This is a genomic window from Bradyrhizobium sp. SZCCHNRI3043 (assembly GCF_032377735.1).
In the GTDB taxonomy this organism is placed as follows: Bacteria; Pseudomonadota; Alphaproteobacteria; order Rhizobiales; family Xanthobacteraceae; genus Bradyrhizobium.
Genome location: NZ_JAUHID010000016.1, coordinates 66609 through 92933 on the forward strand (window position 1 = coordinate 66609; position 26325 = coordinate 92933).

A 26325-nucleotide genomic window follows, 5' to 3' on the forward strand; every position below is an offset into this window, starting at 1 on the left:
TGACATGCCGACCGAGATTGCTCCCCGCGACCGCCTGATCGTGGCGCTCGATCTCCCGAGCGTGGCGGATGCCGAAGCCATGATCATCAGGCTCGGCGACGCCGTGACATTCTACAAGATCGGCATGGAGCTGACCTATGCCGGCGGCCTCGGCCTCGCCGAACGGCTTGCGGCCGAGGGCAAGCACGTGTTCATGGACCTCAAGCTGCACGACATCCCGACCACCGTCGAGCGCGCCACCCGGCAGATCGCCAGGCTCGGCGCGCGCTTCCTCACCGTGCACGGCTTCTCCCAGAGCATGAAGGCCGCGCTCGCCGGCGCCGCCGGCTCCAGCCTCGAGCTGCTCGCCGTCACCGTGATGACGTCCTACGACGATGCCGACCTCGCCGCCGCCGGCTACGCCATGGGCGTCAAGGAGCTCGTGGCGCACCGCGCCAGGCAGGCCAAGGAGATCGGCATCCACGGCCTGATCCTGTCGCCCGAGGAGACCCAGCTGGTCCGGCCGCTGGTCGGCCCCGACATGCAGCTCGTGACTCCCGGGATCCGCCCGGCGGGATCAGACGTTGGCGACCAGAAGCGCATCATGACCCCGGCGCTGGCGATCGCCGGCGGCGCCGACCGCCTCGTCGTCGGCCGCCCGGTCACCGCCGCCGCCGATCCGGCAGCGGCCGCCGAGAGCATCGTCGCCGACATCGCCAGCGCCGTCGCGCTGGTCGGCAAGACCAACCGAGCTTGAGCAAGAGGGCCAGAGAGCAAGGAGACGACAGGGATGCCCAAGGCCTATTGGATCGCGCGGATCGACGTGCACAACATGGACGGCTACAAGGACTACGTCGCGCAGAACGGCGCCGTGTTCCACCAGTACGGCGCCAAATTCCTGGTCCGCGGCGGCCAGTACGAGACCAAGGAAGGCACCTCGCGTTCGCGCAACGTCGTGATCGAGTTCAAGGACTACGCGACCGCGCTGGCGTGCTACAATTCCCCTGAATACCAGCGGCTGGTGGCGATGCGCGCGCCGCATTCGCAAGGCGACCTGGTGATCATCGAGGGCTATGACGGACCGCAGCCCTGAGTGCGGCCCGGCTGCCCGCCGGCCTCGGTTGCCGCCGCTATCAGCCCCGGCTATAGCCCTTGAAGGGGCGGAGGAGTCGACATGTCCGAGATGCGCTTGATCGTTGCCGGAGCCGGTGGCCGCATGGGCCGCGCCTTGGTGCGTGCGATCGCCGAGACCGACGGCGCCGTGCTGGCGGGCGCGCTTGAAGCCCCCGGCTCGGAGCTGATCGGCAAGGACTCCGGCGCCCTCGCCGGCCTGCCCGCCAACGGCATCAAGCTGTCGGGCGACCTCTGGACCATGTCGGCGGAGGCCGACGGCATCCTCGACTTCACCGTCCCGGCCGCGACCATCGCCAACGTCGCCATCGCCGCCGAGCGCGGCATCGTCCACGTCGTCGGCACGACCGGCCTGTCGTCGTCGGACGACGCCGTCATCAAGAGCGTCACCAAGCGCGCCGTCGTCGTGCAGTCCGGCAATATGAGCCTCGGCGTCAACCTGCTGGCGGCACTGGTGAAGCAGGTGGCGAAGTCTCTCGACGCCGGCTTCGACATCGAGATCCTCGAGATGCATCACAAGCACAAGGTCGACGCGCCCTCCGGCACCGCGCTGATGCTCGGCCGCGCCGCGGCCGAGGGCCGCGGCATCGCGCTCGACGAGCATTCCGCCCGCGGCCGCGACGGCATCACCGGCGAGCGCCGCAGCGGCGACATCGGCTTCGCCTCGCTGCGCGGCGGCACGGCGGCGGGCGATCACAGCGTCATCTTCGCCGGTCCCTCGGAGCGGCTGGTGCTGTCGCACCAGGCCGAGGACCGCATGATCTTCGCCCATGGCGCGCTGAAGGCGGCGCTGTGGGCGCATGGCAAGCCGCCGGGCTACTACACGATGGACGACGTGCTCGGCCTCAAGGACCTTTTCTAGTTCAACGTCGATGGAAGCGAACTGATGAGCGAACGTCTCCTGGTGCTGGTGCGCCACGGCCAGAGCGAGTGGAATCTGAAGAACCTGTTCACCGGCTGGAAGGATCCGGACCTGACCGAGCAGGGCGTGGCCGAGGCCAAGGAGGCCGGCCGCAAGCTGAAGGCCCAGGGCCTGACCTTCGACGTCGCCTTCACCTCGGTGCTGACGCGCGCCCAGCACACGCTCGATCTGATCCTGACCGAGCTCGGCCAGACCGGCCTGCCGACCAGCAAAAACCTCGCGCTCAACGAGCGCGACTATGGCGACCTCTCCGGCCTCAACAAGGACGACGCCCGCGCCAAGTGGGGTGAGGAGCAGGTCCACGTCTGGCGCCGCTCCTACGACGTCCCGCCGCCCGGCGGCGAGAGCCTCAAGGATACGCTGGCCCGCGCGCTGCCCTACTACGTCCAGGAGATCCTCCCCGGCGTCCTCCGCGGCCAGCGCACATTGGTCGCCGCCCACGGCAACTCGCTCCGCGCCCTGATCATGGTGCTTGAGAAGCTGACGCCGGAGGGCATCCTGAAGCGCGAGCTGGCGACCGGCGTGCCGATCATCTACCGGCTGAATGCGGACTCCACGGTGGAGTCGAAGCTGGATCTGGCGGGCTGATCGCGCGCCCAAAGCGTTCCGTCTCCGATGCTCCCGCATCGCCTTGAGAACCATGAGGCCAAGGTCCGGGCCTCGCCCTTCGAGACGCCCGCCTGCGGCGGGCTCCTCAGGGTGAGGGGCGCAAGTTGCTCCGGAGCTCGACCCTTCCATGAGCACGCTGCTCATCGTCAATTCGCAGCTCCGAATGCGAAGCCGCCCCTCATGGTGAGGAGCGTCGCCCTTGCGACGCGTCTCGAACCATGAGGCCCGCGACGATGCGGAGGGAATCGGCCAGTGCGATCACCGGCACGCCGATCTTCTCCCCGATTCACATCTCAAACAGCCCCGCCCACGGCTCCACGATCTCGCGGCGCATCTCGCCCGAGTCCTGCTGCAACCATGTCCCTCCGAAATCCGAGAGGGCGCGGGGAATGCCGGATGCTGGCCGCACCCATGGCCCGCCTGCAGAAAAAAAGCAGGCGGCAGTCACCACAGGTTCAGCCGGAACAACCGGCATTCCCCGCGCGACGGTCTTAACGCTTATACGCAGTCTCCCTGGTGCGCCGGGCTTGTTGGCCACCATCACCACGCGGCGCGCTTCTGGCGCCCTCGCGGCTTGACACCAGCATCGGGGTGTCAGGACCCTGCGACTTCACGTCCGCAACCAACCGTTCGTCGGCGCGCCCGAAGACACGCTGCGGCAGACCGCGGCCATCGCTCCCCGCCCCGCGTGTCGTGACGATCGCGCGCAACGCCCCTCTCGTCGAGGCGGGATAAGCGGAGATAATCACTATTTCTGAAAAATAGCAAGTCGATTTTCGTAATCCGAAGATTTGGGAGGCGACCCTGTGCGGCGCAAACAGACGCGGGACCATAGATCGAGGAATAGCGGGGACAACATCATTTTTTTGCTGGCCATCTGCTGCCCGCTATCCCGTTACGAACAATGGATAATTGTCTCACTCACAGCAAATAACTTTCTTATATTTCAATGCGTTAGCAGGCTGATCGTCTGGACTTCTTGACGGCGAATCACTATCTCTTATTCTATGGCGTACCCAACCAACCATGTCCTGAACGCTATTCTCCAACGTGCCTTCAAAGAAGCGCGCACGGACGTGACGCCTATGAAGGCTCAGAAGCTGCTGTTCTATACGCACGGCTGGCACTTGGCGACGACTGGTCAACCGGCGATTGACCAGCCATTCGAAGTTTGGCAGTGGGGTCCTGTGGTGCCTGTCGTGTACCACGAATTGAAGCGTTTCGGCGGTTCCCCTATTACAGCGTACGTGAAGGACCCGGTTGCTGATAAGCCCTATGTGGTGAACGACAGCTGCAAACCGTTTTATGATGCGCTCGATATCGCATGGGAAAAGTATATCGGTATTAGTGGTATGCGGCTGTCAGCGATGACCCATGAACCGGGTTCACCCTGGGATATAGCCAAGCGCCAAGGCGAGACCGTTATTAGTGATGATCTCATCAGACAGTACTTCGTCAGGCTCGCCACCGGCGGCGCCACAGCCGGTTGGCCAGCCGCCTGAAACTGTTTCGGTTGATCAGGCCCGCCGCGCAGAGCCAACGGTTCGCGAACCTGATTCCCTTGCGCTTATCGAGCTAAAAAATGCTCACGAACAAGCGACTCAAAAGAACGAGCAGGGTGTAATCGGTCGGTGGCTCGGGTCGCGCGGCGAGAAGGCCGGAAACATTGCTTTTATTGTTATCCTAATTTGCTTTAGCTTAATCGCCTTCGCATTCTGCAAAATGGATCTACAAAAAGACTTCGATTCGTTCATGAAGTTCTCGGGTGCTATGTTCGCGATCATTACTGGCGCGCTCGGCTATTTGTTCGGGTCTAGCAATCACAGCAAGAATGATTAGCCAACGTAGCATTGCTTGAAGTCTCCCATCGCCCTAAATGGGCGGTAGCCGAAGTGTCCGAGGTCTGTGGACCGTCCTGCCGTTGCTGATCCAGGTGCTTCTTGCGCAATGGAAAATCGCTCGCATATTTTGTCAAATGATACTCGGCGACTTGATGGCAGCGCAGATATCGACACGTAACCGCAGGTGCGAGGAAGACGACGGTGCTTGTCTTCAGGAGGACAGGCATAGTAGGTATCGTCGCGGTCGAGGCTGATGCCTCGGGATAGAGTCTGGGGCAAATCGAAAGGTTGCTCGATCCAGTTACCCTATCCCCACCTGCCCAGCCTCCCACCCAAGCATCGCCTGCTTGCGTGTCAGCCCCCAGTGATAGCCCGTCAGCGCTCCGCTCTTGCCGAGCGCGCGATGGCACGGCACGACGAACGAGATCGGGTTCTTGCCGACCGCGGCGCCCACGGCGCGCGAGGCCTTCGGGGACTCCAGTCGCGTCGCGATGTCCGAGTAGCAGACGGCGCGGCCCATCGGGATCTTGAGCAGGGTCTCCCAGACGCGGACCTCGAAATCGGTGCCGATCAGCACGACGCGGAGCGGCTGGTCGGGGCGCCACAGGGTCTTGTCGAAGATGCGCTGGGCGAGGCCGGCGGTGCCGGGGACGTCCTCGACGTAAGCTGCGCGGGGCCAGCGGCTCTTCATGTCGGCGAGCGCTCCAGCCTCCTCGCCGGGATCGGCGAAGGCGAGGCCGGCGAGGCCGCGCGGGGTGGCCATCACCAGCGCGATGCCGAACGGACAGGGGTGGAAGCCGTAACGAAGCGTGGTGCCGGCGCCGCCGGTCTTCCATTCGCCGGGCGACATCGCTTCGTGGGTGACGAACAGGTCGTGCAGGCGGCCGGGGCCTGATAGCCCCGAGTCGAGTGCGGCGTCGAGCACGCTGGCCGAGCCCTTGAGCAGGCCCTTGGCGTGGTCGAGCGTCAGCGCCTGCATGAACGCCTTCGGCGTCAGTCCGGCCCAGCGCCGGAACAAATGATGCAGCTCGTCGGGCGTCAGGCTGGCGGCGTCGGCCATGTCCTCGATGGCCGGCTGCCGGCGCCAATGCTCGGAGATGAAGGCGATGGCGCGGCGCACCGCGTCGTAGTCGCGCAGCGCCGCCGTCTGTTGCGGGCCCGGCTTGGCCAGGGCGGAATCGTGAATGGCGAGGGTCATCATGGGCTTGGATGTAGGGCGGCCGGGGCGGGTACTCCACCCGATTTCTGATCGGGGGGCTATGGCGAATGTGATCGGCTGGGCTGATCGTTTCGGGCCTCATGGTTCGAGACGCGCCGCTTGGGCGGCGCTCCTCACCATGAGGGTCAAGCGCCGCAAACGGCCGCTGCACGCAAAACCACGAACACGCCGACAGCGTGTTCATGGCGAGGGAATGGACCACTGCTTATCGCCTTGGGGTCTCTTTGCGGGCGAAGGTCTTCCCCCCGAAAGCCGTTCTGCGCGCTGAGAGAGCCTGCAGCGCATCGAGATCGCCGCGGATCAAGGCCTCTTTCTTGGCGCGACTCCATTTCTTCAGGCGGCGTTCGCTTTCGATGGCATCCGTGATCCGCTCGAACCGCTGCGAGTAGAGCAGTTTGACGGGACGCCGGGTCAACGTGTACCCGCCGAAGGTCCCGTCATTATGCTGGGCGACCCTCAGCTCCAGCGATGTCCTCGTGGTTCCGACGTACAGGCGTCCGTCGGCGCAGAGCACGATGTAGAGATACGCGCCTTCGGTCATGACGATCCTCGTGCCCTGTCTCTCCTCACCCTGAGGAGCCCGCCGAAGGCGGGCGTCTCGAACGGCGAGGCCCGTGCTGTGGCCTCATGGTGCGAGACGCAAGGACGGCCGCGGGGTTGCTCCTCGTTCCCCAGGGGAGTGCTGGCCGAGATAACGCCCTACAGCGGATTATACACCGGCCCGCGTTTCGCGGCCTGCAGCCCCGCCGTCAGCGCCTTGGCGAAGCTGGCCTTTTCCTCCGGGCCCAAGAAGCTCGCAATGGCCACGCGCTGGCCGCGGGCGACGAGGTAGAGGCGCTCGATGCCGAACTCCTCGTGGGTTTCCTGGTCGAGCCGCACCCAGAGCGGGTTGAAGCGCCATTCCATGACGTGGCCCTTGTGGCTGACGCGGCGCAGGCGCAGCTCGGTCAGGGTGATCGAGACGTCCTCATAGGCGTTGGCGCGGCGGAAGTTGACCTTGAAGGCCCAGTAGATCGCCAGCGCATCCAGGCCGAAGAAGCCCAGCACGGGCCAGGCGCCCATCAGCAGCGAGGCGAGGCCGCCGATGAAGCTGATGGCGCAGACCACGACCATCAGCACCAGAAAGCCGGTGTGGCTGAGCGAGCGATGCGGCGTCAGCCGGGCCGCGAACAGCTCGGGATCAGCGGCGTCGGTGCCGGTCTCCTGATACGCAAAAGCGTTGCCTGGCGTCATGGGGCCTCAGTATACCCGGATCATGGCCAAAATCACCCGCCCCCAACGCGCCAAGCCGGCGCCGGTTCGCAGCCCCTTGAAGAAGGCCGCTCCCAAGGCCGCTCCCAAGTCAGCCCCTAAGGCCGCCTCGAAACGGTCCGCCAAGAAGGCCCCGACGGCCAAGCCGAAGAGCCCTGCCCCGCCGGTCAAGAAAGCGTTGAGCGCGGCCAGGCCGTGGACCCCGGCCGAGATCCGCGAGGCCTTCAGCCGCTTCGCACAGGCCAATCCGGAGCCGAAGGGCGAGCTCGAGCACCTCAACCCCTACACCCTGCTGGTCGCCGTGGTGCTGTCGGCGCAGGCGACCGACGCCGGCGTCAACAAGGCGACGCGGCCGCTGTTCGCCGTCGCCGACACGCCGCAGAAGATGATCGCGCTCGGCGAGGACAAACTCCGCGACACCATCAAGACCGTCGGCCTCTACCGCACCAAGGCCAGGAACGTGATCGCGCTGTCGCAGAAGCTGATCAGCGAATTCGGCGGCGAGGTGCCGCGCACGCGCGCTGAACTGGAATCGCTGCCGGGCGCCGGCCGCAAGACCGCGAACGTCGTGCTCAACATGGCGTTCGGCGAGCACACGATGGCGGTCGACACCCATGTGTTCCGCGTCGGCAACCGCACCGGCTTGGCCCCCGGCAAGACGCCGCTGGAAGTCGAGCTCGGGTTGGAGAAGGTGATCCCGGCCGAGTTCATGCTGCACGCGCATCACTGGCTGATCCTGCACGGCCGCTACACGTGCCTGGCGCGCAAGCCGCGCTGCGAGCTGTGCCTGATCAAGGACCTCTGCCGCTGGCCCGAGAAGACCGCCTGATACGTTGTGCGTGACGAACGGTTTCGCCTGAGAACGCGTTTGACAGTCACTATTGTGTCACGGCGCGACGCCGTCTCACCATGGCCGGGCCACATCGCCGCCCGCATTGGACATAAGATGACACCCATAATCCGGGGCGATGTGAGTGGCGCGTGACGATTCCCGCGTTCTCGGACCTTTCTGCGCCGGGACGTTGAAGGATCAGCCGCATGGACCATACCGCCGCACTCGTGTCGCTCGCGACCTCGGTGCCACCGCATCAGTTCCGCCAGAACGAGGTGATGGAGGCCGCCCGCGTGGTGCTGTCGCCGCGCTTTCCGCAGTTCGATACGATGGCGAGCCTGTTCGCCAACACCGGCATCCGCCAGCGCTACGGCGTCAAGCCGATCGAATGGTACATGGAGCGCCGCGGCTGGCCCGAGCGCACCGAGGCCTATCTCGAAGGCGCCGAGGCGCTGTTCATCGATGCGACCAACAAGGCCCTGGCGCAGGCCGATCTCGCAGCCGCCGACATCGACACCATCGTCACCGTGAGCTCGACGGGCATCGCGACGCCGACGCTGGAAGCGCGCGTCGCCGGGCGCCTGGGTTTCCGCGCGGACGTGTCGCGCGTGCCGGTGTTCGGGCTTGGCTGCGCCGGCGGCGTCTCGGGCCTGTCGATCGCGGCGCGGCTGGCGCAGGCCCGGCCCGGCACCAATGTGCTGTTGGTGACCTTCGAATTGTGCACGCTCGCCGTGCGCCATGATGAGTTGACGAAAGCCAACATCGTCGCGCTGAGCCTGTTCGGCGATGGTGCCGCAGCGGCGATCCTGCGCGCCGGCGATGGCGGCGCTATCAGGGTCGAGGCGACCGGCGAGAAGCTGTGGCCGGATACGCTGGATATCATGGGCTGGAGCGTCGATCCCGAAGGCTTCGGCGTGATCTTCCAGCGCACCATTCCCGATTTCGTCACCGAGAACATGGGCCCGGCGGTCACCGAGATATTGGAGCGGATGAAGCTCGCGCCTGCCGACGTCGACCGCTTCGTCTGCCATCCCGGCGGCGCCAAGGTGATCACGGCGCTGGAGCGCGCGCTGTCGCTCGGCCAGGGCACGCTGGATCATGAGCGCGAGATCATCGCCGACTACGGCAACATGTCCGCGCCGACGGTGCTGTTCGTGCTGGAGCGCGCCCGCGCCCGGGGCTTGCCGCCGCGCTCGGTGCTGACTGCGCTCGGACCTGGGTTCACCGCAAGCTGCGTATCATTGAGGAACGCCGCATGACCTTCGCCGCCTTCGTCCTCGCCCTCGTCACCATGCAACGGCTCGGCGAGCTCGTGCTCGCCCGCCACAACACCAAGCGCCTGCGCGCCATGGGCGCGGTCGAGGTCGGGGCGGATCATTATCCGCTGATGATCTCGATGCATGCGGCCTGGCTGGTGTCGCTGTGGCTGCTCGGCGCCGACCAGGATGTCGACCCGTGGCTGCTGTCGGGCTTCGTGCTGCTGCAGGGTCTGCGCTGGTGGGTGCTGGCGACGCTCGGTCCGCGCTGGACGACGCGCATCATCATCCTGCCCGGTGCGCCGCTGGTGACCGATGGTCCGTATCGTTACATCTCGCATCCGAACTATCTGGTGGTCGCAGCCGAGATCGCGCTGCTGCCGCTGGCGCTGCATCTGCCGCTGATCGCGCTGATCTTCTCAGGCCTGAATGCGGCGGTGCTGTTCATCCGCATCCGCGCCGAATCGGAAGCACTCACCGGCATCGGCGGCGGCCAGACCGCATGAGCGCATCGGCCGCGCCGCAGGATCGTCCGAGCCTCGCCACCTGGCTCGGCTTCATCCTGATGTGCGTCGGCATGTTCATGGCGATCCTGGACATCCAGGTGGTGGCGACGTCGCTGCCGACCATCCAGGAGGCGCTCGGCATCACGCCGGACGCGATGAGCTGGATCCAGACGGCGTATCTGATCGCCGAGATCATCGCCATTCCGCTCACCGGGCTGCTCACGCGCGTGTTCACGTTGCGCTGGCTGTTCGTCGGCGCCGTTGGCATCTTCACCGCCGCCTCGCTCGGCTGCGCGTTCAGCGGCGATTTTCACACGCTGCTGGCGTTTCGCGTGCTGCAGGGCTTCTTCGGGGGTCTCCTGATCCCCGTCGTGTTCTCCGCCGTGTTCCTGCTGTTTCCACCGCGCCTGCACGCGGTCGCGACGACGATCGGCGGCGTGGTTGCGGTGCTGGCGCCGACCATCGGCCCGGTCGTCGGCGGCTTCATCACCAACACCTGGTCGTGGCCCTGGCTGTTCCTGATCAACATCGTGCCCGGCATCATCGCCGCGTTGATGACGCCAAGCCTGCTGCCGAAGCAGCGCATGGATCTCGCGGAGCTCGACAAGCTCGACCTGTTTGCGCTGCTGCTGCTCGCGGTGTCCCTGGCCAGCCTCGAGCTCGGGCTGAAGGAGGCCCCGAAGGGCGGCTGGCTGTCGTCGAACTGCATTGCGTTCCTGGTGCTGAGCGCGTCATGCCTCACTTTGCTGATCCAGCGCCTGCTGGCCTCGCCGCATCCGATCCTGCGGCTCGGCAGCTTTCAGCGGCGGTCGTTCACGCTCGGCTGCCTGTCGAGCTTCTGTCTGGGTATCGGGCTGTTCGGCTCGGTCTATCTGATGCCGGTGTTCCTCGCCTTCGTACGCGGCCACGACGCGTTCGAGATCGGCAAGATCATGCTGGTCACCGGCGTAGCGCAACTGATTGCCGCTCCGCTGGTGACGGCGCTGGACGGCAAGGTCGACGCGCGTCTCCTGACGGCGTTCGGTTTCGTGCTGTTCGGCTTCGGTCTGGCCGCGAGCGCGTTCCAGCCGCCGGCTGCGGACTATCAGGAAATGTTCTGGCCGCAGGTGGTGCGCGGCGTCGGCATCATGTTCTGCCTGCTGCCGCCGACGCGGATCGCGCTCGGCGACCTGCCGCAGGCCGAGGTCGCCGATGCCAGCGGGCTGTTCAACCTGATGCGCAATCTCGGCGGCGCCATCGGCATCGCGCTGATCGACACCATCATCTATGGCCGCGTCGCCATGCATGCCCAGGCGTTTCGCGACCGCCTGCTGGCCGGCGATACCGCGGCGGCCAAGGCGATCGGGCTCGCGCCGGAGCTGCTGCGCAACCGGCCGCGCGGCGTCTCGGAGGAGCAGGCGATCGCCTATGTCCGGCCGCTGGTGGAGAAGGCCTCGCTGGCGCTGTGCGTCAACGAGGCGTGGTCGCTGCTCGCCGGCGTCGCGCTGCTCGGCTTCCTGCTGATCCCCTTCGCCCGCAGCAAGGCGGCGAGCCTGTCGCCGCGGATGATGGCGCTAGAGGCTGCGCAGCCGGCGCTCCGACGACGGCTCGATCAGTTCGGGCCGCGGTCCGGATAGGCGCTTGTGCAGGTGGACCATGAAGGCCATGCCGAACAGCGGCGTCGCCAGGTTCACGATCGGGATGGTGACGAAGGCCGCGATGATCAGCCCCGCGGTGAACACGGTCACCGCATTGTCGCGCCGCATCGCCTTGGCCTCCGCCGGTGGCCGGAATCGCATCGCGGCCAGCTCGAAATATTCGCGGCCGAGCAGCCAGGCCGTGGCGAGGAAGAAGATCACGAAGCCGGCGCCGGCCAGGAACACGAAGGGCAGGGCGACCAGATAGACCAGGATGGTGAGACCGGCGGCCTTGAGGCCCTCGATGATGGCGACGCCGAAGGGCAGGGCGACGCCGGGGCGCTCGGCCGGATAATGCTCGCGCTCGACGAGGTCCGCGACGTCGTCGACGAACAGGCTCGCGATCACCGAGGTGATCGCCGGCATCAGCATGATGCCGCCGAACACGACGCCGAAGCCGGCGGCGATCGAGATGATCCAGGTGAGCACCTCCAGGGTGCCGTGCGAGTTCGGCCCGAGCATGGCCTCCGCCCAGCCCTCGCCGGCGGTCGCAAGCCAGGTCAAGAGCCGCTGCAGCCCGATCGCGAGCACCGTGACCAGCACCAGCGCCAGCCCGATCGCGCGCCACAGGATCGAGCGCATCGGCGGCGACAAAATCTGCGAAATCGCCTTGATGGCGGCGTCGATCATGGCGGGGTCCCTCGCTGCAAAGCCCGCGGCAGAGGTAGACATGCCGGCGGGCTTCGGCAAGTCCGCCGGCATCGTATCAAAGTTCGGTCGCCCGCAGTCGCAGCGCGTTGCCGACCACGCTGACCGACGACAGCGACATCGCGGCGGCGGCGATGATCGGCGACAGCAGGATGCCGAACAGGGGATAGAGGACGCCCGCGGCGATCGGGATGCCGGCGGCGTTGTAGATGAACGCGAAGAACAGGTTCTGTCGGATGTTGCGCATCGTCGCCGCCGACAGCTTTCGCGCCCGCGCGATACCGCCGAGGTCGCCCTGGAGAAGCGTAATGCCGGCGCTCTCCATGGCGACGTCGGTGCCGGTGCCCATGGCGATGCCGACGTCGGCCGCGGCGAGCGCCGGCGCATCGTTGACGCCGTCGCCGGCCATCGCGACGATCTTGCCGCTGGCGCGCAGACGCGCGACCACCGCGCTCTTCTGCTCGGGCAGCACCTCGGCCTCGACCTCGGTGATGCCGATCTTGCGCGCGACCGCGGTGGCCGTGGTGCGGTTGTCGCCGGTCAGCATGATCACCTTGATGCCGTCGGCCGCGAGGGCCTTCAGCGCCTCCGGCGTCGAGGCCTTGACCGGATCGGCGATCGCAAACAGCGCAGCTGGCTTGCCGTCGACGGCCATCGTGATCACGGTGGCGCCTTCGCTGCGCAGCCGCTTGCTCTCGACGCCCAGCGTATCGGTGATGATGCCGAGTGAGGCCAGGTAGGTGGCGGTGCCGAGCACGATGGCTTTGCCTTCGACCTCGCCGCGGGCGCCCTTGCCGGTCGGCGCGTCGAAGCCCTTGACGTCGGCGAGCTTGATGTTGCGCTCGGTGGCATGACGGACGACGGCCGCGGCGAGGGGATGTTCGCTGGCGCGCTCTACGCTTGCCGCGAGCCGCAGCGCCTCGGTCTCGTCGAAACCATCGGCGGTGACGATCGCCGTCACCTTCGGCTTGCCCTCGGTCAAGGTGCCGGTCTTGTCGACGACCAGCGTATCGACCTTCTCCATCCGCTCCAGCGCCTCGGCGCTCTTGATCAGCACGCCGGCCTGGGCGCCGCGACCGACGCCGACCATGATCGACATCGGCGTCGCGAGACCGAGTGCGCAGGGACAGGCGATGATCAGCACGCTCACGGCGGCGACGAGGCCGAAGGCGAAGCGCGGCTCGGGACCGAACGCGTACCACGCGACGAAGGCGGCAATGGCAGCAGCGATCACCATCGGCACGAACCAGCCCGCGACCTGGTCGGCGAGGCGCTGGATCGGCGCGCGCGAGCGCTGCGCGTCGGCGACCATCTGCACGATCTGCGACAGCAGGGTCTCGCGGCCGACCTTGTCGGCGCGCATCACGAAGCTGCCGGTCTGGTTCAAGGTGCCGGCGATGACGCGCTCGCTTTCGGCCTTGGTCACGGGCATCGACTCGCCCGTCACCAGCGATTCGTCGAGCGAGGAGCGGCCTTCGAGAATGATGCCGTCGACCGGCACCTTCTCGCCGGGACGCACGCGCAGGCGATCGCCGACCGCGAGCTCGGCGATCTCCACCTCGTGGTCGTTGCCGTCGGTGTCGAGCCGCCGCGCCGTCTTCGGCGCCAGCTGCAGCAGCGCCTTGATCGCGCCCGACGTCGCGTCGCGCGCGCGCAGCTCCAGCACCTGGCCGAGCAGGACGAGAACGGTGATCACGGCGGCCGCCTCGAAATACACCGCGACCGCGCCGCCGTGGCCGCGGAACGCCGGCGGAAACGCCTGCGGCGCCAGGGTCGCGACCACGCTGTAGACATAGGCGACGCCCGTGCCCATGGCGATCAGGGTGAACATGTTGAGATTGCGGGTCTGGACCGATTGCCAGCCGCGGACAAAGAACGGCCAGCCGGCCCACAGCACGACTGGTGTCGCCAGCGCGAGCTGGATCCAGTTCGACAACATCGGATCGACAAAGCCATGGCCGCCGAGGAGGTGGCCGCCCATCTCGAGCACGACGACGGGAGCGGCGAGCAAGGTGCCGATCCAGAATCGCCGTGTCATGTCGGCGAGCTCGGGATTGGGCGCGTCGTCGAGGCTGATGACGTCGGGCTCCAGCGCCATGCCGCAGATCGGGCAGGTGCCCGGGCCCACCTGCCGGATCTCGGGATGCATCGGGCAGGTGTAGATCGTCCCCGCCGGCATCGCGGGCGGCGGCTCGCGTTCGCCGCGATATTTGTCGGGATCAGCCGCGAACTTGGTGCGGCAGCCGGCCGAGCAGAAATGGAAGGTGTGACCCTCGTGCTCGAGGCGATGCTTCGAGGTCGCGGGATCGACGCTCATGCCGCAGACGGGGTCGATGACCTTTGCCTGGTCATGCTGATGCGCATGGTGCTCATGACCGCCACAGCACGACTGCGCGGCTGCCGGTGCAGCGGCGGCTGCGAGATACTTGGCGGGATCAGCCGCGAACTTGGTGCGGCAGCCGGCCGAGCAGAAATGGAAGGTGTGTCCCTGATGCTCGAAGCGATGCGTCGAGGTCGCGGGATCGACCGACATGCCGCAGACCGGATCCGTCACCTTCGCCGGTTCAGGCGCAGCGTGGTCCGAGCCGCCGCAGCAGGCCCCCGAATCGCCGTCAGGCGCCGCGCCGGCACGATCGCTGCAACAGTTGTCCGCGGATGCTTGGTTGTGTCCGGTTTCCACCGCGCGCGCGTGCGATCCACAGCCGCATCCGCCCTCGCCGGCGGCCGCGCCACCATGCTCGTGTTTGGTTTCCGACATCGCCCAAGCCTCTTGAAACCTATACCCTGTAGGGGTATATAGGCCCCATGCGCGAGGACATCAAGACATCCTGTCAGAAACGTTTGAGCCGGATCGAAGGGCAGGTCAGGGGCTTGTCGAAGATGGTCGAGGACAACCGCTACTGCATCGACATCGTGACCCAGATCTCCGCCGTGAGGGCGGCGCTGCGCCGGGTCGAGGAGGAGATCCTGCGCGACCACGTCGCGCATTGCGTCGAGCACGCGATCGCTTCCGGCGACAAGGCCGATCAGCGGCAGAAGATCGCGGAGCTGATGGACGTGATCGGCCGGTCGGATCGCTGAGCAGAATGGATGACGATCAAATCGCGACCTTGCGCCGTCGGGCAGCCGCGCGCGGCGCGACCTGCCGCACCGGCTCGGTGACGAGGTAGTGCTCGTTGACGACGAGCCGTTCGCTGACTTCCTCGATCATCATTTCCTCAGCCGGAACCGGCTGCGCCGCCTCTTCGTCAGCCGCCTCAGGAACGAGCGGCGGCGCTGTGACGGAGCCTGGAAACACGGCGAACTCGCCCGCTACCTCCGCGAGCGGCTTCTGCTTGTCGGCCCAGTGCAGCGTCGTGTAGTCGAATCCATTGACGATGGTCGGCTTGATGATATCGAAATAGGGCGAGATGTCGAAGTCGCGCGGCATGTAGAGCGACGAATCGCGGATGTGCAGGATCTCGCGCTTGGCGCGCCGTGAGGGGGCCCGCGTGATCTTCGGCAGGATCGGATAGCGGACCGCGTCGAACGCCTGCGCGATCAGCGCCGAGCAGATCATCTTGGTCGGATCGCCCGAACCCAGCGCGATCATACGCCGCCGCCAGCGTTGCGGAACCGGCATCGGGATCAGATAGCGCATCAGGTCGATGATGTTCTTGGTGTCGTAGCCGAAGCCGATGCGATTGATGGCGTAGCGGCACACCGTGTGCCGGTCCTCATAGGTCAGGCCGACCGGACGGCACACGCGGGTATGATAGGCGAAGTATTTCGACAGCGGCGCCGAGATCACGCCGTCGCCGACATAGGCTTCGACCAGCACATGCGGCTCCCCGTCGGGCTCGACGGCGCCATCGATGGGGCCGACATAGAGCGCGGCGTGCGACCAGGTCGATTGCGTGAGATATTTGATGATGCCGGAGATGCGGCTGTTGCCCTCGACCAACAGCACGTCGCCGGGCTGGACGTCCTTGCGCAGGTAGTCCGGATCGCTCGGCGTGAACGGCTCATAGCCGGGGATCTCCTTCTGGAGATAGGCGGCAATCAGCTTGCCGATCTGGTCGAGCACGATACCCATAACGCTCCCCGGGCGACCTTGGCCGGTCGCCGGCTTTTCCCTTCTTCCATGATGGTCGATTGCGGTTGCAATTTGGTTCATAGTCGAAGCAGTCCGCACGGTATCGCGTTTACCATCCCGGTTGCCGCAGCGCGGCAGATACGGCAAATTCGGTCGGTATTCGTTTCGTTCAAAGCTTTCGGAAACCATGTCATGAACTTCACGCGCCGCGGCTTCCTCTCCGCTTCCGCGGCGCTGGCCGCGCTGCCCATCTCAGGCCGCGCCGCGCAGGCGGCTGTTCCGCGCGAGGCTGACATTGTCGTGATCGGGGCGGGTGCGGCGGGAATCGCCGCGGCCCGCCGGATCGTGGCCGCCAACCGCAAGGTCGTGGTGCTGGAGGCCGCGCCGCAGATCGGCGGTCGCTGCAGCACGGATGTCGCCACCTTCGGCGTGCCGTTCGATCGCGGCGCCCGCTGGCTGCTCAGCGCCGACAGCAATCCCATCGGAAGGCTCGCGCGCGGCGTCGGACTCGATCTCGTCGCGGCTCCCGTCGGGCAGAAGATCCGGGTCGGCCGGCGCAATGCGCGGCCCGGCGAGACCGAGCAGTTCCTGGCCGGGCTGGTGCGCGCCAATCGCGCCATCGACGAGGCGGCGCGCGGCAAGCTCGATACCTCCTGCGCCGCGGCGCTGCCGAAAGATCTGGGCGACTGGACCAGCACCACCGCGTTCGTGCTCGGCGCCAGCGCGACCGGAAAGGATCTCGCCGATCTCTCCGCGATGGACAAGGCGCGCGCACAGGGTCGCAGCGCTCCGCTGGCCTGCCGGCAGGGGCTGGGCACGTTCCTCGCCAAGCTCGGCGAATCGTTGCCGTCATCGCTGTCGACTCCGGCAACGCGCGTCGTGTGGACCAACCGCGACGTCGCGGTGGAAACGCCGGCGGGGCGAATCGCGACGCGCGCCATCATCCTCACGGTGTCGACCAACGTGCTGACATCAGGCGCCATCAAGTTCGTGCCCGAGCTGCCGAAGCGGCAGCTCGACGCCGCCGCCAAGCTCAGCCTCGGCAGCTATGATCACATTGCGCTGATGCTGGCGGGCAATCCGCTCGGCCTGTCGCGGGACGAGGTCATCATCGAGCAGAGCAATTCCAACCGCACGGGTCTGCTGCTTGCCAATATCGGTGGATCGTCGCTTTGTACCGTCGATGTTGCCGGCGCCTTCGGCCGCGAACTATCAGTGCAGGGCGAGGCGGCGATGGCCGACTTCGCCAGGGAGTGGATCGGCAAGCTGTTTGGAAGTGAAGCCGCCGCAGCGGTGAAGTCGTCAGCAGCCACGCGCTGGAACCAGGTGTCGGGCGTGCTCGGCGCGATGTCGGCGGCCACGCCCGGCAGCCAGGGCGCCCGCAAAATTCTCGGCGAACCGTTGGGCCCGCTGTTCCTGGCCGGCGAGGCCACGCACGAAACGCTGTGGGGCACGGTCGACGGCGCCTGGGACTCCGGCGAGCGCGCCGCGGAAGCCGCGCTGCGCCGGATCGGCGCGATCAAGGACGCCGAGCCGGAGCCGAGCAGTGAGCGGCAACGACCGCGCCGTCGCGGCAAGGTGCGCTCGGCCTCGCCGGAGGATTGACCGTCGATCCGCAAACTCATCAGCAAGATGGTGGGCACGGCGCAACTGCGATCTCAAGCGTTGAAATGGCACGGCTGCGCCTTTGCCCACCCTACGGCTGATGCAGGCGAGCTGCCGATTGAAGCACGCCTTGGCTACACAGGCAGCTTCAATTCCATCAGGTCTTTCGCGACCACGATGCGGCCCGTGTAGTTCTTCTTGACGTCCCGCGTCCAGTCCTCGTCCGTCACTTCGGGATCATCACCGGGTACGAAGTGGCTGAGCGCCAGCACTTTCACGCCTGCAGCCGCGGCGATGCGTCCGACGTCTTCCGTGGTCGTGTGACTGTCGAGCAGGTGCTTCTTCAGCGTCGAGCCGTTCTTCGTCTTGGCGACCAGCCGATCGACCGCGGGCACATAGAGGCATTCATGCACGAGCACATCGGCGCCCTTGGCAAACTCTGCAAGCTTCGGGTTATAGGCCGTGTCGCTCGAGAACACGATCGTGCCGTCGGGCGTCTCGAACTTGTACGCGAAGTTGTCGGTGATCGGCGGATGTGGCGTGCGGAACGCGGTTACCGTCACGTCCGCCGTCTTCAGCACGACGCCGTCCGCGTCGATATCCTTCGAGACCAGGAGTGGCCGCGGATCTGGCCGGCCTTCGTCCGCGATGCGGGTGTCGACGTCGAACTTGTTAGTTTCCCAGAAGCTCCTGGTCATCGCCTCCAGGCCCTTTGGTCCGAACGACTGGATCGGCGTCGACAATCCCGCGGCCCAGGCGTTGTAGAACAGGTTGCCGTATTCGAGATTGTGATCGGAATGGTGGTGGCTGATCAGGATGTACTTGACCGACGGGATCGGAACGCCCGCATTGACGAGCTGACGGCTGACGCCCATGCCGCAATCGATCACGAACGGCGTGCCGTTGACGACGACGAGATTGGCCGGATTCGAAGCGCCCACGCCGACGCGTGGGCCGCCCTTGGTGCCGAGGAAGACGATCCGCGTGCCGGTCTTTGCGCCTTGCGCGAACGCCGCGGGCGCCGCGATGGCGCCGGCCGTTCCCAGCGCGAGCTTGAGCATTGTTCGCCGATGGATCACGGTGGCCTCCCTGTCTGCTTCGTTGCAGGAAGGCTAACCCCGCCCGAGCACGCCGTCGAGGGCCGGCAGGCCGGCGATCACGGCGATTGCGATCAGCGCATAGCAGATGGCGCGAAACACCTGCTCGCTGGCACGGCCGAACAGCGACGCGCCGAACGCGACACCAAGCGCGTAGACCGGACCGATCAGCAGCGAAAGCTTCAGCGAATCCCAGGTGATCAGCCCGCTCATTGCGTAGCTCACCATGGCGAAGAAGTCCGATGCGCCGAAGAACAGCACGATATTCGCTCGCGCGATCTTTGGCGGGATCGGGCGTCCCAGCCAGTAGCCGACGATCGGCGGGCCCCCGGTCTGCGCCAGTCCGCTGCAGAATCCGGAGATATAGCCGACAGCGACCGACAGCGCGGTGTACTCCCTGCCGCGATAGCGCCAGCCGGACAGCAGCAGCGCAAGCAGCGCGATCACGAAACCGGTGATGATCCAGCGTACGGTGACAGGGTCCAGCCGGCTGAGGAAATAGGTGCCCACGGGCACGCCGACCAACGCACCCGCGACGATCACGGCGGTGGCCTTGCGGTCGGCCTCACGCCAGGCCGGCGCCACCATTGGGGCCATCGATACGAAGTCGATCACCAGCAGCAGCGGCGCGACCAGACGGGGCGTCGCAAAGCTGCTCGCGAGCGGCATGAAGATCAGCGCCGCGCCGAAGCCGGAGAAGCCGCGCGCGGTTGCGGCGATGAAAGCGACGATCGCCAGCGCGACCGCCGCGAACAGGCTGAGATCGGCAGGGATGAGCCCGGACAGGCTCATCCGCGCAACGTGCCGCCGGTCTTCTTGCCAACGTCGGCCGTGATCTTTGCCGTGACGGCGTCGATCTCCTCGTCCGTCATCGTCCTCTCGCGCGGCTGCAGGGTGACGGCGATCGCTACCGACTTCTTGCCGTCCTCGATGCCCTTGCCCTCGTAGACGTCGAACACGGCGACATCGGTGATCAGCTTCTTGTCGACGCCCTGCGCGGCGCGCACGATATCGCCGGCCTTGACCTTGCGATCGACGATGAAGGCGAAGTCGCGCGACACCGGCTGGAATGCGGACAGCTCCAGCACCGCCTTGGCGCGCGTCGGCTTCGCCTTGGCGGCCGGAATGCGATCCAGGATCACCTCGAAGGCGACGAGCGGCCCGTCGGCTTTCAGCGCCTCGAGCGTGCGCGGATGCAGCTCGCCGAAATGGCCGAGCACGTTCTGCGGTCCCATCTGGATCGTGCCGGAGCGTCCCGGATGCATCCAGGCGGGGCCGCCGGCGACGATCTGCAGCGACGCCATCGGCGCGCCGGCGGCCGCCAGCACGGCGAGTGCATCGGCCTTCGCGTCGTAAGCGCTCGCCGCTTGCGATCCCGTCCAATGTCGGCCGAGACCCTTCGCCGACGCGACGCCACGGCGGATGCCGCTCGCTGCCATGAGCTGGTCCGCGGGGCCATCGCCCTTGAAGATCTGCCCGACCTCGAAGATCGCGGCATCGCCGAAGCCACGATCGGCGTTGGCCTGCACGGTTGCGATCAGTCCCGGCAGCAGGCTCGGCCGCATGTCGGAGAGATCGGCGGCAATCGGGTTCGCAAGCGCGAGCTCGGCCTTGCCGCCGCCGAACAGCTCGGCCGCCGGCTTGGAAATGAACGACCAGGTCACGGCCTCGACCATGCCGCGCGCCGCCAGCGCGCGCTTGGCGCGCCGGGTGCGCAGCTGGATCGGCGTCAGCACCGGCTTGCGCGGGGCATCGCCGCGCTCGAACGGCGTCATCGGCACCTTGTCGACGCCGACGATGCGCACGACCTCCTCGACGAGGTCGGCCTTGCCATGCACGTCGCTGCGCCAGGAGGGCACCGCGACCTTCACGACCGGGCCGTTGCCGGCGACCACGAAGCCGAGATGCGTCAGGATCCGCCGCATCTCAGTCAGCGGCACCTCGATGCCCGCCAGCCGCTTCACCTCGGTCAGTGGGAAATCGATGATACGGTCATCACCAAACGGATTGCCGACGACGATGGTCTCCGACGGCGTGCCGCCGCAAAGCTCGAGCACGAGCCTGGTCGCCATCTCCAGGCCCGGCACCATGAAGGCCGGATCGACGCCGCGCTCGAAGCGGTAGCGCGCGTCGGAATTGATGCCGAGCTTGCGGCCGGTCTGGGCGATGTTGATCTCGTTCCACAGCGCCGATTCGATCAGCACGTCGGTGGTGCCTTCGTCGCAGCCGGAGGTTTCGCCGCCCATGATGCCGGCGAGCGATTCGACGCCGGAATCGTCGGCGATGACGCACATCGAATGGTCGAGCGTGTAGGTCCGGCCGTCGAGCGCGAGCAGGGTCTCGCCGTCACGCGCGCGGCGGACGACCAGATTGCCCTTCACCTTCTTGGCGTCGAACACGTGCAGCGGACGCGCGCGGTCGAAGGTCATGTAGTTGGTGATGTCGACCAGCGCGTTGATCGGGCGCAGGCCGATCGATGTGAGGCGCTGCTGCAGCCACTTCGGCGACGGGCCGTTCTTGACGCCGCGCACCAGTCGCAGCGCGAAGCCCGGACAAAGCTTCTCGTCCTCGACCGTGACCTTCACCGGGCAGGGGAGCTCGCCCTTCGCCGGCTTGATGCCGGGGTCCTTCAGCTTGCCCATGTCGGCGGCGGCGAGGTCGCGGGCGATGCCGTGCACGCCGGTGCAGTCCTGGCGGTTCGGCGTCAGGTTGATCTCGAACATGGGATCGCCGAGGCCGGCCCACTCCGCGTAAGGAGTGCCGATCGGCGCATCCTCCGGCAGCTCCATGATGCCGTCGTGATCGTCGGAAATCTGCAGCTCGGCCGCGGAGCACAGCATGCCACGGCTCTCGACGCCGCGGATCGTGCCGACCGAGAGCGTGATGTTCTTGCCGGGGATGTAGGTGCCGGGTGGCGAGAACACCGAGACCAGACCCGCGCGCGCGTTCGGCGCACCGCACACCACCTGCACCGGCGCGCCACCGTCACCGGTGTCGACCATGCAGACGCGTAAGCGGTCGGCGTTCGGGTGCTGCTCGGCGGAAACGACGCGCGCGATTCGATAGGGCGCGAGCAGCTTCGCTTTGTCCTCGAGATGCTCGACCTCGAGGCCGATCATCGTGAGCTTGTTGGCGAGCGTTTCGACCGACTCGTCTGTGTCGAGATGGTCCTTCAGCCAGGACAAGGTGAATTTCATGGCAGCGTTCCTGCGAAGTCAGTCCTGTTCCCTCCCCCGCTTGCGGGGGAGGGTCAGGGTGGGGGCTCTCGCCGCAACGGCAGCGGCAACGGTTTCAAGAACGCCGGCGCGATTGGCCAGTACGTCGTTGTTGGCAAAGCGCAGGACATGAAATCCTTTGGCTTCGATCACAGCTGAGCGCGCAGCGTCGCGCTGCTCGCCCTCTGTCGAGAAATGCTGTCCGCCATCGAGCTCGATCACCAGACGTGCCGCGTGGCAGACAAAGTCGACGATGTAGCGGTCGATCGGTGCCTGACGACGAAAGCCTGCGCCGAGCAGGCGATGGCCGCGCAGCTCCGACCACAAGATGCGCTCGGCATCCGTCGCGTTCTGGCGGAGGGCCCGTGCGTTTGATCGAAGCTTCGGCGCGACTGTCCAGGTGGGCTTGTCGTCGTCCATCGACGCCTCCTGCGCGGAGAGACCCCCACCCCAGCCCTCCCCCGCAAGCGGGAGAGGGAGTCCGACCACCCGTGCGGAGAGGTCGAGACGGATCACGCGCTCAGCCCTCCCGCCAAGGTCGGCACATCGAGCGGCTTGAAGCCGTAATGGGACAGCCAACGGACGTCGCCTTCGAACAATTGGCGCAGGTCGCTCATGCCGTATTTCAGCATCGCGATGCGGTCGATGCCCATGCCCCAGGCAAAACCCTGGTACTCGTCGGGATCGATGCCACAGGCGCGCAGCACGTTCGGGTGCACCATGCCGCAGCCGAGAATCTCCAGCCAGTCCTCGCCCTCGCCGAAGCGGATCTCGCCCTTGTCGCGGCGGCACTGGATGTCGACCTCGAGCGACGGCTCGGTGAACGGGAAGAACGACGGCCGGAACTTCATGTTGATGTGGTCGACCTCGAAGAACGCCTTGCAGAACTCGTGCAGGATCCATTTGAGGTGGCCGAGATGCGAGCCCTTGTCGATGACGAGGCCCTCGACCTGGTGGAATTGCGGCGTGTGGGTCGCATCCGAATCGATGCGGTAGGTACGGCCCGGGCAGATGACGCGGATCGGCGGCTTCTGGCTCAGCATGGTCCGCACCTGCACCGGCGAGGTGTGGGTCCGCAGCAGCATGCGCGAGCCGTCCGGCTTTGGATTGAAGAAGAACGTGTCGTGCATCTCCCGCGCCGGATGGCCTTCCGGGAAGTTCAGCTTGGTGAAGTTGTAGTCGTCGGTCTCGACGTCGGGGCCCTCGGCGATCGCAAAGCCCATGTCGGCGAAGATCGTGGTGAGCTCGTCCATCACCTGGCTGAGCGGATGGATGCGCCCGGTCTCGACCGGCGCGTCCTGCAGCGGCAGGGTGACGTCGATGGTCTCGGCGGCGAGGCGCGCATCCAGCGCGGCCGATTTCAGCACCTCGCGCCGTGCGGCGAGCGCCTGCGTGACCTTGTCCTTGGCGAGGTTGATTGCCGCGCCTTGAGTCTTGCGCTCGTCCGGCGACATCTTGCCGAGCGTCGCCAGCAGCGCCGAGATCGAGCCCTTCTTGCCGAGGGTGGCGACGCGCACGGCTTCCAGCGCGGCTTCGTCGCCGGCGGTGGCGATCTGGTCGAGGATCGAGGTTTCGAGCGAGGCGAGGTCCGACACGGGCAAATTCTCCGCGGAAAAGGCGGCTGGGTTGTCGCCGCGCGGGCGACACGGGTCAAGTGAAAGCGGGCAAGCAAAGCCGGCGAGCAAAGCCTTGTATTGCGCCGGATAGCAAAAAGCGGCCGAGATCATCGGCCGCTTTTGAAATCCTCGCGATGCGGAGGCGATCAGGCGGCGAGCGCCGCCTTGGCCTTCTCAACGATCGCCTGGAACGCGGCGGGCTCGTTGATCGCGAGATCCGACAGCACCTTGCGGTCGACGGTGATGCCGGACTTGGACAGGCCATCGATAAATCGGCTGTAGGTCAGCTCGAACGGGCGCACCGCGGCGTTCAGGCGCTGGATCCAGAGCGCGCGGAAGGTGCGCTTCTTGCGCTTGCGATCGCGGAACGCATACTGGCCGGCCTTCTCGACGGCCTGCTTGGCGGTGCGGATCGTGTTCTTGCGGCGGCCGTAATAGCCCTTGGCGGCCTTGAAGACTTTCTTGTGCTTGGCGTGGGCGGTCACACCGCGTTTGACGCGAGACATGCCGGGTATCCTTGGATTCAGAGATGACGATCAGCCGCGGCTTGGAGGCGGCCAGGGTTTCGGAAGCGAGAGGCCGGTCAGGCGTTCGGCAAGAAGTACTTCTTGACGTTGTCGCCGTCGGTCTTGAACAGCACGCGGGTGCCGCGCAGCTGCCGGATCTGCTTCTTCGTCCGCTTGATCATGCCGTGGCGCTTGCCGCGCTGGGCGTGCATCACTTTGCCGGTGGCAGTCACCTTGAAGCGCTTTTTGGCGCCGGATTTGGTCTTCAGCTTGGGCATTTGGCTCTCCTTCATGCCAACGGCAAGCCGCCCGCTAAAGCGGCGCCATCAGGCGAAAATGCTCGTTAGAGCGTTGGTTGTGCTCAGGTATTGGGTCCAAACAAGGATCCACCCGCACAGGGACATCGCCACGGCAGCCCTTGATCAGCCGGGCGACGAAGGCCGCGCTTATGCCAGAGACGGTGGCTCTTGGCAACGCTGAACCGCCGAATCGGCTCGTCCGAGCCATGGTCAGCCGACATGGTCAGCCGACATGCGAGCCGCGGGTACAGGTATCCCAGGGCGGCCCTCGGCCACCAGCACCGGCCCTGATCCGCGCCCGCAAAGAGCGGTTCTGACGGGGGCCTCAAGAGAAAAGCCCGCCAGACGTGTGGCGGGCTCGGTTTGGTGCGTCGGTGGCTGGCGACTAGCGCGGGGCCAGAACCATGACCACCTGGCGTCCCTCGAACCGCGCGTCCTGCTCGACCTTGGCGAAAGCCGCGACGTCGGACTTGACCTTGTCGAGCAGCTTGGTGCCGATCTCCTGGTGCGCCATTTCGCGGCCGCGATAGCGCAGTGTGATCTTGACCTTGTCGCCCTCTTCGAAGAAGCGCTGCATCGCCCGCATCTTCACGTCGTAGTCGTGATCATCGATCATCGGGCGGAGCTTGATCTCCTTGATCTCGACGACCTTCTGCTTCTTGCGGGCCTCGGCGGCCTTCTTCTGCGCCGAATACTTGTACTTCCCGTAGTCCATGATCTTACAGACGGGAGGATTGTTGTTCGGCGAAATCTCGACCAGATCCATGCCGGCATCAGCGGCCATCTTGATCGCAACCACGGTCTCGACAGTGCCGCGGTTGGTACCTTCTGAATCGATCAGCTGGATCTGCGCATTGCGAATCTCATCATTTGTGCGCGGCCCGTCTTTGACGGCAGCGGGCGGGGCTCGATTGGGGCGGCGAATGGGTAGTTCTCCAAGGTTGTGGAAGAAGGCGACTATTTTGAAGGAAGATGCCCTCGCGGGCAAGACAGCTGGCGTCCCGTGCGTCGAATTAACATCCGGCCGTCATGGCTCTTGCGTCGCACGCGCAGGACTTCGGCGCGGCCGTGCATTCCCCCAAAGAGACCGCATGGCCAAGAATGGCGATCAAAACCGCACTTTCGAGGCCTCGTGTCTCCGCTGGCGGACATAGAGTGCGCGGGGCCCTTTCGCAAGCGGCAGCGCCCGGTCGAGCGGATTGACGCGACCGGCTGGTTCGCCCACACAGCCCCCGAAATCGAGTAACGATCCATGAACCCTGCTGCAGAAAATGCCGATACGCCCGTCTTCGTCACCGTCGGCGCAGGCGAATCGTCGCGCCGGATCGCGGTGCGGGCGCGGCCAGGCCGCCCGCCCGGGCTGTTCTGGCTCGGTGGCTTCAATTCCGACATGAAAGGCACCAAGGCGCTGGCGCTCGACGCCTGGGCCGCCGAGCGCGGCCGCGCCTGCGTCCGTTTCGACTATTCCGGTCATGGTGAATCCGGCGGCCGCTTCGTCGACGGCACCATCGGCCGCTGGCTCGAGGAGAGCGTCGCGGTGTTCCGGCAAATCTGCCGCGGACCGCAGGTCGTGATCGGTTCCTCGATGGGCGGCTGGATGGCGCTGCTGCTGGCGCGCGAGCTGCTCAAGGACCCGGCGGAGGCGACGCTGGCTGGCCTGGTCCTGATCGCCCCGGCGCCCGATTTCACCGAGGAGCTGATGTGGAAGGGCTTCCCGTCGGCGGTCCGGACCGAGATCGAGACCAAGGGCGTCTGGATGCGTCCGTCGGAGTATGGCGAGCCCTATCCCATCACCAGGGCGCTGATCGAGGACGGGCGCAATCATCTCCTGCTCGGCGGTGCCATCAAGGTCGGCTGCCCGGTGCGCATCCTGCAGGGCGCGCAGGACCCGGACGTCCCCTGGCAGCACGCGTTCGCACTGACCCACCGACTGCCGGCCGAAGACGTGGTGCTGACCATGATCCAGGACGGCGACCACCGGCTGTCGCGTCCGCAGGACATCGCGCGCATGCTGGCCGCCGTCGGCGAGATGGGCTGAGGCG

The 26325-nt window shown here is 66.3% G+C and carries 26 protein-coding genes; 12 read left to right on the forward strand and 14 right to left on the reverse strand.

Features of this window, described 5'->3' with window-relative positions; genetic code table 11:
- Positions 1-4 precede the first annotated feature (4 nt).
- The 5 genes from pyrF (at position 5) to QX124_RS25235 (ending at position 4143) form a co-directional block, all read left to right on the forward strand.
- On the forward strand, positions 5-736 hold the full coding sequence (pyrF, locus tag QX124_RS25215) for an orotidine-5'-phosphate decarboxylase (RefSeq protein ID WP_315740386.1): 732 nt from the start codon (positions 5-7) through the stop codon (positions 734-736).
- A 33-nt stretch (positions 737-769) separates the two neighbouring features.
- Complete coding sequence (locus QX124_RS25220; protein WP_315716832.1) at positions 770-1072, forward strand: DUF1330 domain-containing protein; 303 nt, start codon at positions 770-772, stop codon at positions 1070-1072.
- Positions 1073-1153: 81 nt separating this feature from the next.
- On the forward strand, positions 1154-1972 hold the full coding sequence (dapB, locus tag QX124_RS25225) for a 4-hydroxy-tetrahydrodipicolinate reductase (protein ID WP_315798591.1): 819 nt from the start codon (positions 1154-1156) through the stop codon (positions 1970-1972).
- Between the two features lie 24 nt (positions 1973-1996).
- A complete protein-coding gene (locus QX124_RS25230) occupies positions 1997-2620 on the forward strand; it encodes a 2,3-bisphosphoglycerate-dependent phosphoglycerate mutase (RefSeq protein WP_315798592.1) in 624 nt (207 codons plus the stop codon).
- Between the two features lie 1106 nt (positions 2621-3726).
- Positions 3727-4143 carry a Panacea domain-containing protein gene (locus QX124_RS25235; RefSeq protein WP_315798593.1) on the forward strand — a complete coding sequence of 139 codons (417 nt, stop codon included), beginning with the start codon at positions 3727-3729 and terminating at the stop codon, positions 4141-4143.
- Positions 4144-4783: 640 nt separating this feature from the next.
- Here QX124_RS25235 and QX124_RS25240 read toward each other — a convergent pair.
- The 3 genes from QX124_RS25240 to QX124_RS25250 all read right to left on the reverse strand — a co-directional run bounded on the left by QX124_RS25240 (position 4784) and on the right by QX124_RS25250 (position 6934).
- Positions 4784-5683, reverse strand: coding sequence for a bifunctional helix-turn-helix domain-containing protein/methylated-DNA--[protein]-cysteine S-methyltransferase (locus QX124_RS25240; protein ID WP_315798594.1), 900 nt, complete (start codon positions 5681-5683; stop codon positions 4784-4786).
- 223 nt (positions 5684-5906) lie between these two features.
- Complete coding sequence (locus tag QX124_RS25245) at positions 5907-6242, reverse strand: GIY-YIG nuclease family protein (RefSeq protein ID WP_315798595.1); 336 nt, start codon at positions 6240-6242, stop codon at positions 5907-5909.
- Between the two features lie 158 nt (positions 6243-6400).
- Entirely contained in the window at positions 6401-6934 is a 534-nt protein-coding gene (locus QX124_RS25250) for a DUF2244 domain-containing protein (RefSeq protein ID WP_315798596.1), read from the reverse strand.
- A 22-nt stretch (positions 6935-6956) separates the two neighbouring features.
- On the opposite strand from QX124_RS25250, the gene nth reads away from it, so the two are divergent.
- The 4 genes from nth to QX124_RS25270 all read left to right on the forward strand — a co-directional run bounded on the left by nth (position 6957) and on the right by QX124_RS25270 (position 11162).
- A complete protein-coding gene (gene nth, locus QX124_RS25255; RefSeq protein WP_315798597.1) occupies positions 6957-7781 on the forward strand; it encodes an endonuclease III in 825 nt (274 codons plus the stop codon).
- A gap of 209 nt (positions 7782-7990) precedes the next feature.
- Positions 7991-9043, forward strand: a complete 1053-nt coding sequence (locus QX124_RS25260; protein WP_315798598.1) for a type III polyketide synthase — start codon at positions 7991-7993, stop codon at positions 9041-9043.
- Complete coding sequence (locus QX124_RS25265; RefSeq protein WP_315778135.1) at positions 9040-9546, forward strand: isoprenylcysteine carboxyl methyltransferase family protein; 507 nt, start codon at positions 9040-9042, stop codon at positions 9544-9546. Before QX124_RS25260 ends, QX124_RS25265 begins: the two co-directional genes overlap by 4 nt.
- Complete coding sequence (locus tag QX124_RS25270) at positions 9543-11162, forward strand: DHA2 family efflux MFS transporter permease subunit (RefSeq protein ID WP_315798599.1); 1620 nt, start codon at positions 9543-9545, stop codon at positions 11160-11162. The genes QX124_RS25265 and QX124_RS25270 overlap by 4 nt, the downstream gene beginning before the upstream one ends.
- Here the strand turns inward: QX124_RS25270 and QX124_RS25275 are convergent.
- Together QX124_RS25275 and QX124_RS25280 are read right to left on the reverse strand one after the other, a co-directional pair.
- Positions 11100-11852, reverse strand: coding sequence for a sulfate transporter family protein (locus QX124_RS25275; RefSeq protein ID WP_315798600.1), 753 nt, complete (start codon positions 11850-11852; stop codon positions 11100-11102). The two genes, QX124_RS25270 and QX124_RS25275, sit on opposite strands and share 63 nt — an antisense overlap.
- A gap of 76 nt (positions 11853-11928) precedes the next feature.
- Positions 11929-14628: a heavy metal translocating P-type ATPase gene (locus tag QX124_RS25280; RefSeq protein WP_315798601.1), complete on the reverse strand. Its 2700-nt coding sequence runs from the start codon at positions 14626-14628 to the stop codon at positions 11929-11931.
- 47 nt (positions 14629-14675) lie between these two features.
- On the opposite strand from QX124_RS25280, the gene QX124_RS25285 reads away from it, so the two are divergent.
- Entirely contained in the window at positions 14676-14951 is a 276-nt protein-coding gene (locus QX124_RS25285; protein ID WP_315716843.1) for a metal-sensitive transcriptional regulator, read from the forward strand.
- A gap of 16 nt (positions 14952-14967) precedes the next feature.
- Here QX124_RS25285 and QX124_RS25290 read toward each other — a convergent pair whose 3' ends face one another.
- Positions 14968-15945: a YiiX/YebB-like N1pC/P60 family cysteine hydrolase gene (locus tag QX124_RS25290; RefSeq protein WP_315798602.1), complete on the reverse strand. Its 978-nt coding sequence runs from the start codon at positions 15943-15945 to the stop codon at positions 14968-14970.
- Positions 15946-16137: 192 nt separating this feature from the next.
- On the opposite strand from QX124_RS25290, the gene QX124_RS25295 reads away from it, so the two are divergent.
- The gene (locus tag QX124_RS25295; RefSeq protein ID WP_315798603.1) at positions 16138-17550 is read left to right on the forward strand and encodes a flavin monoamine oxidase family protein; all 1413 of its coding nucleotides are present in this window, start codon (positions 16138-16140) and stop codon (positions 17548-17550) included.
- 134 nt (positions 17551-17684) lie between these two features.
- Here QX124_RS25295 and QX124_RS25300 read toward each other — a convergent pair whose 3' ends face one another.
- From QX124_RS25300 to infC, 8 genes are all read right to left on the reverse strand, one after another.
- A complete protein-coding gene (locus QX124_RS25300) occupies positions 17685-18629 on the reverse strand; it encodes an MBL fold metallo-hydrolase (protein ID WP_315798604.1) in 945 nt (314 codons plus the stop codon).
- A gap of 33 nt (positions 18630-18662) precedes the next feature.
- Positions 18663-19439 carry a sulfite exporter TauE/SafE family protein gene (locus QX124_RS25305; RefSeq protein WP_315740370.1) on the reverse strand — a complete coding sequence of 259 codons (777 nt, stop codon included), beginning with the start codon at positions 19437-19439 and terminating at the stop codon, positions 18663-18665.
- Entirely contained in the window at positions 19436-21844 is a 2409-nt protein-coding gene (pheT, locus tag QX124_RS25310; protein ID WP_315798605.1) for a phenylalanine--tRNA ligase subunit beta, read from the reverse strand. Before pheT ends, QX124_RS25305 begins: the two co-directional genes overlap by 4 nt.
- A gap of 18 nt (positions 21845-21862) precedes the next feature.
- Positions 21863-22282, reverse strand: coding sequence for an endonuclease domain-containing protein (locus tag QX124_RS25315; protein ID WP_315784924.1), 420 nt, complete (start codon positions 22280-22282; stop codon positions 21863-21865).
- 92 nt (positions 22283-22374) lie between these two features.
- The gene (gene pheS, locus QX124_RS25320) at positions 22375-23457 is read right to left on the reverse strand and encodes a phenylalanine--tRNA ligase subunit alpha (RefSeq protein WP_315798606.1); all 1083 of its coding nucleotides are present in this window, start codon (positions 23455-23457) and stop codon (positions 22375-22377) included.
- 167 nt (positions 23458-23624) lie between these two features.
- Positions 23625-23984: a 50S ribosomal protein L20 gene (rplT, locus tag QX124_RS25325; protein WP_012040570.1), complete on the reverse strand. Its 360-nt coding sequence runs from the start codon at positions 23982-23984 to the stop codon at positions 23625-23627.
- Positions 23985-24061: 77 nt separating this feature from the next.
- The gene (gene rpmI, locus QX124_RS25330; protein WP_008539890.1) at positions 24062-24262 is read right to left on the reverse strand and encodes a 50S ribosomal protein L35; all 201 of its coding nucleotides are present in this window, start codon (positions 24260-24262) and stop codon (positions 24062-24064) included.
- Positions 24263-24668: 406 nt separating this feature from the next.
- Entirely contained in the window at positions 24669-25208 is a 540-nt protein-coding gene (gene infC, locus QX124_RS25335; protein ID WP_315740503.1) for a translation initiation factor IF-3, read from the reverse strand.
- A 327-nt stretch (positions 25209-25535) separates the two neighbouring features.
- On the opposite strand from infC, the gene QX124_RS25340 reads away from it, so the two are divergent.
- Positions 25536-26321, forward strand: a complete 786-nt coding sequence (locus tag QX124_RS25340; RefSeq protein ID WP_315798607.1) for an alpha/beta hydrolase — start codon at positions 25536-25538, stop codon at positions 26319-26321.
- Positions 26322-26325 lie beyond the last annotated feature (4 nt).

Excerpts from the sequence above, each read along its gene's own strand:
- pyrF (WP_315740386.1), top strand. The coding sequence starts at position 5 with ATGCCGACCGAGATTGCTCCCCGCGACCGCCTGATCGTGGCGCTCGAT.
- QX124_RS25220 (WP_315716832.1), top strand. The coding sequence starts at position 770 with ATGCCCAAGGCCTATTGGATCGCGCGGATCGACGTGCACAACATGGAC.
- dapB (WP_315798591.1), top strand. The coding sequence starts at position 1,154 with ATGTCCGAGATGCGCTTGATCGTTGCCGGAGCCGGTGGCCGCATGGGC.
- QX124_RS25230 (WP_315798592.1), top strand. The coding sequence starts at position 1,997 with ATGAGCGAACGTCTCCTGGTGCTGGTGCGCCACGGCCAGAGCGAGTGG.
- QX124_RS25235 (WP_315798593.1), top strand. The coding sequence starts at position 3,727 with ATGAAGGCTCAGAAGCTGCTGTTCTATACGCACGGCTGGCACTTGGCG.
- QX124_RS25240 (WP_315798594.1), bottom strand. The coding sequence starts at position 5,683 with ATGATGACCCTCGCCATTCACGATTCCGCCCTGGCCAAGCCGGGCCCG.
- QX124_RS25245 (WP_315798595.1), bottom strand. The coding sequence starts at position 6,242 with ATGACCGAAGGCGCGTATCTCTACATCGTGCTCTGCGCCGACGGACGC.
- QX124_RS25250 (WP_315798596.1), bottom strand. The coding sequence starts at position 6,934 with ATGACGCCAGGCAACGCTTTTGCGTATCAGGAGACCGGCACCGACGCC.
- nth (WP_315798597.1), top strand. The coding sequence starts at position 6,957 with ATGGCCAAAATCACCCGCCCCCAACGCGCCAAGCCGGCGCCGGTTCGC.
- QX124_RS25260 (WP_315798598.1), top strand. The coding sequence starts at position 7,991 with ATGGACCATACCGCCGCACTCGTGTCGCTCGCGACCTCGGTGCCACCG.
- QX124_RS25265 (WP_315778135.1), top strand. The coding sequence starts at position 9,040 with ATGACCTTCGCCGCCTTCGTCCTCGCCCTCGTCACCATGCAACGGCTC.
- QX124_RS25270 (WP_315798599.1), top strand. The coding sequence starts at position 9,543 with ATGAGCGCATCGGCCGCGCCGCAGGATCGTCCGAGCCTCGCCACCTGG.
- QX124_RS25275 (WP_315798600.1), bottom strand. The coding sequence starts at position 11,852 with ATGATCGACGCCGCCATCAAGGCGATTTCGCAGATTTTGTCGCCGCCG.
- QX124_RS25280 (WP_315798601.1), bottom strand. The coding sequence starts at position 14,628 with ATGTCGGAAACCAAACACGAGCATGGTGGCGCGGCCGCCGGCGAGGGC.
- QX124_RS25285 (WP_315716843.1), top strand. The coding sequence starts at position 14,676 with ATGCGCGAGGACATCAAGACATCCTGTCAGAAACGTTTGAGCCGGATC.
- QX124_RS25290 (WP_315798602.1), bottom strand. The coding sequence starts at position 15,945 with ATGGGTATCGTGCTCGACCAGATCGGCAAGCTGATTGCCGCCTATCTC.
- QX124_RS25295 (WP_315798603.1), top strand. The coding sequence starts at position 16,138 with ATGAACTTCACGCGCCGCGGCTTCCTCTCCGCTTCCGCGGCGCTGGCC.
- QX124_RS25305 (WP_315740370.1), bottom strand. The coding sequence starts at position 19,439 with ATGAGCCTGTCCGGGCTCATCCCTGCCGATCTCAGCCTGTTCGCGGCG.
- pheT (WP_315798605.1), bottom strand. The coding sequence starts at position 21,844 with ATGAAATTCACCTTGTCCTGGCTGAAGGACCATCTCGACACAGACGAG.
- QX124_RS25315 (WP_315784924.1), bottom strand. The coding sequence starts at position 22,282 with ATGGACGACGACAAGCCCACCTGGACAGTCGCGCCGAAGCTTCGATCA.
- rplT (WP_012040570.1), bottom strand. The coding sequence starts at position 23,984 with ATGTCTCGCGTCAAACGCGGTGTGACCGCCCACGCCAAGCACAAGAAA.
- rpmI (WP_008539890.1), bottom strand. The coding sequence starts at position 24,262 with ATGCCCAAGCTGAAGACCAAATCCGGCGCCAAAAAGCGCTTCAAGGTG.
- QX124_RS25340 (WP_315798607.1), top strand. The coding sequence starts at position 25,536 with ATGAACCCTGCTGCAGAAAATGCCGATACGCCCGTCTTCGTCACCGTC.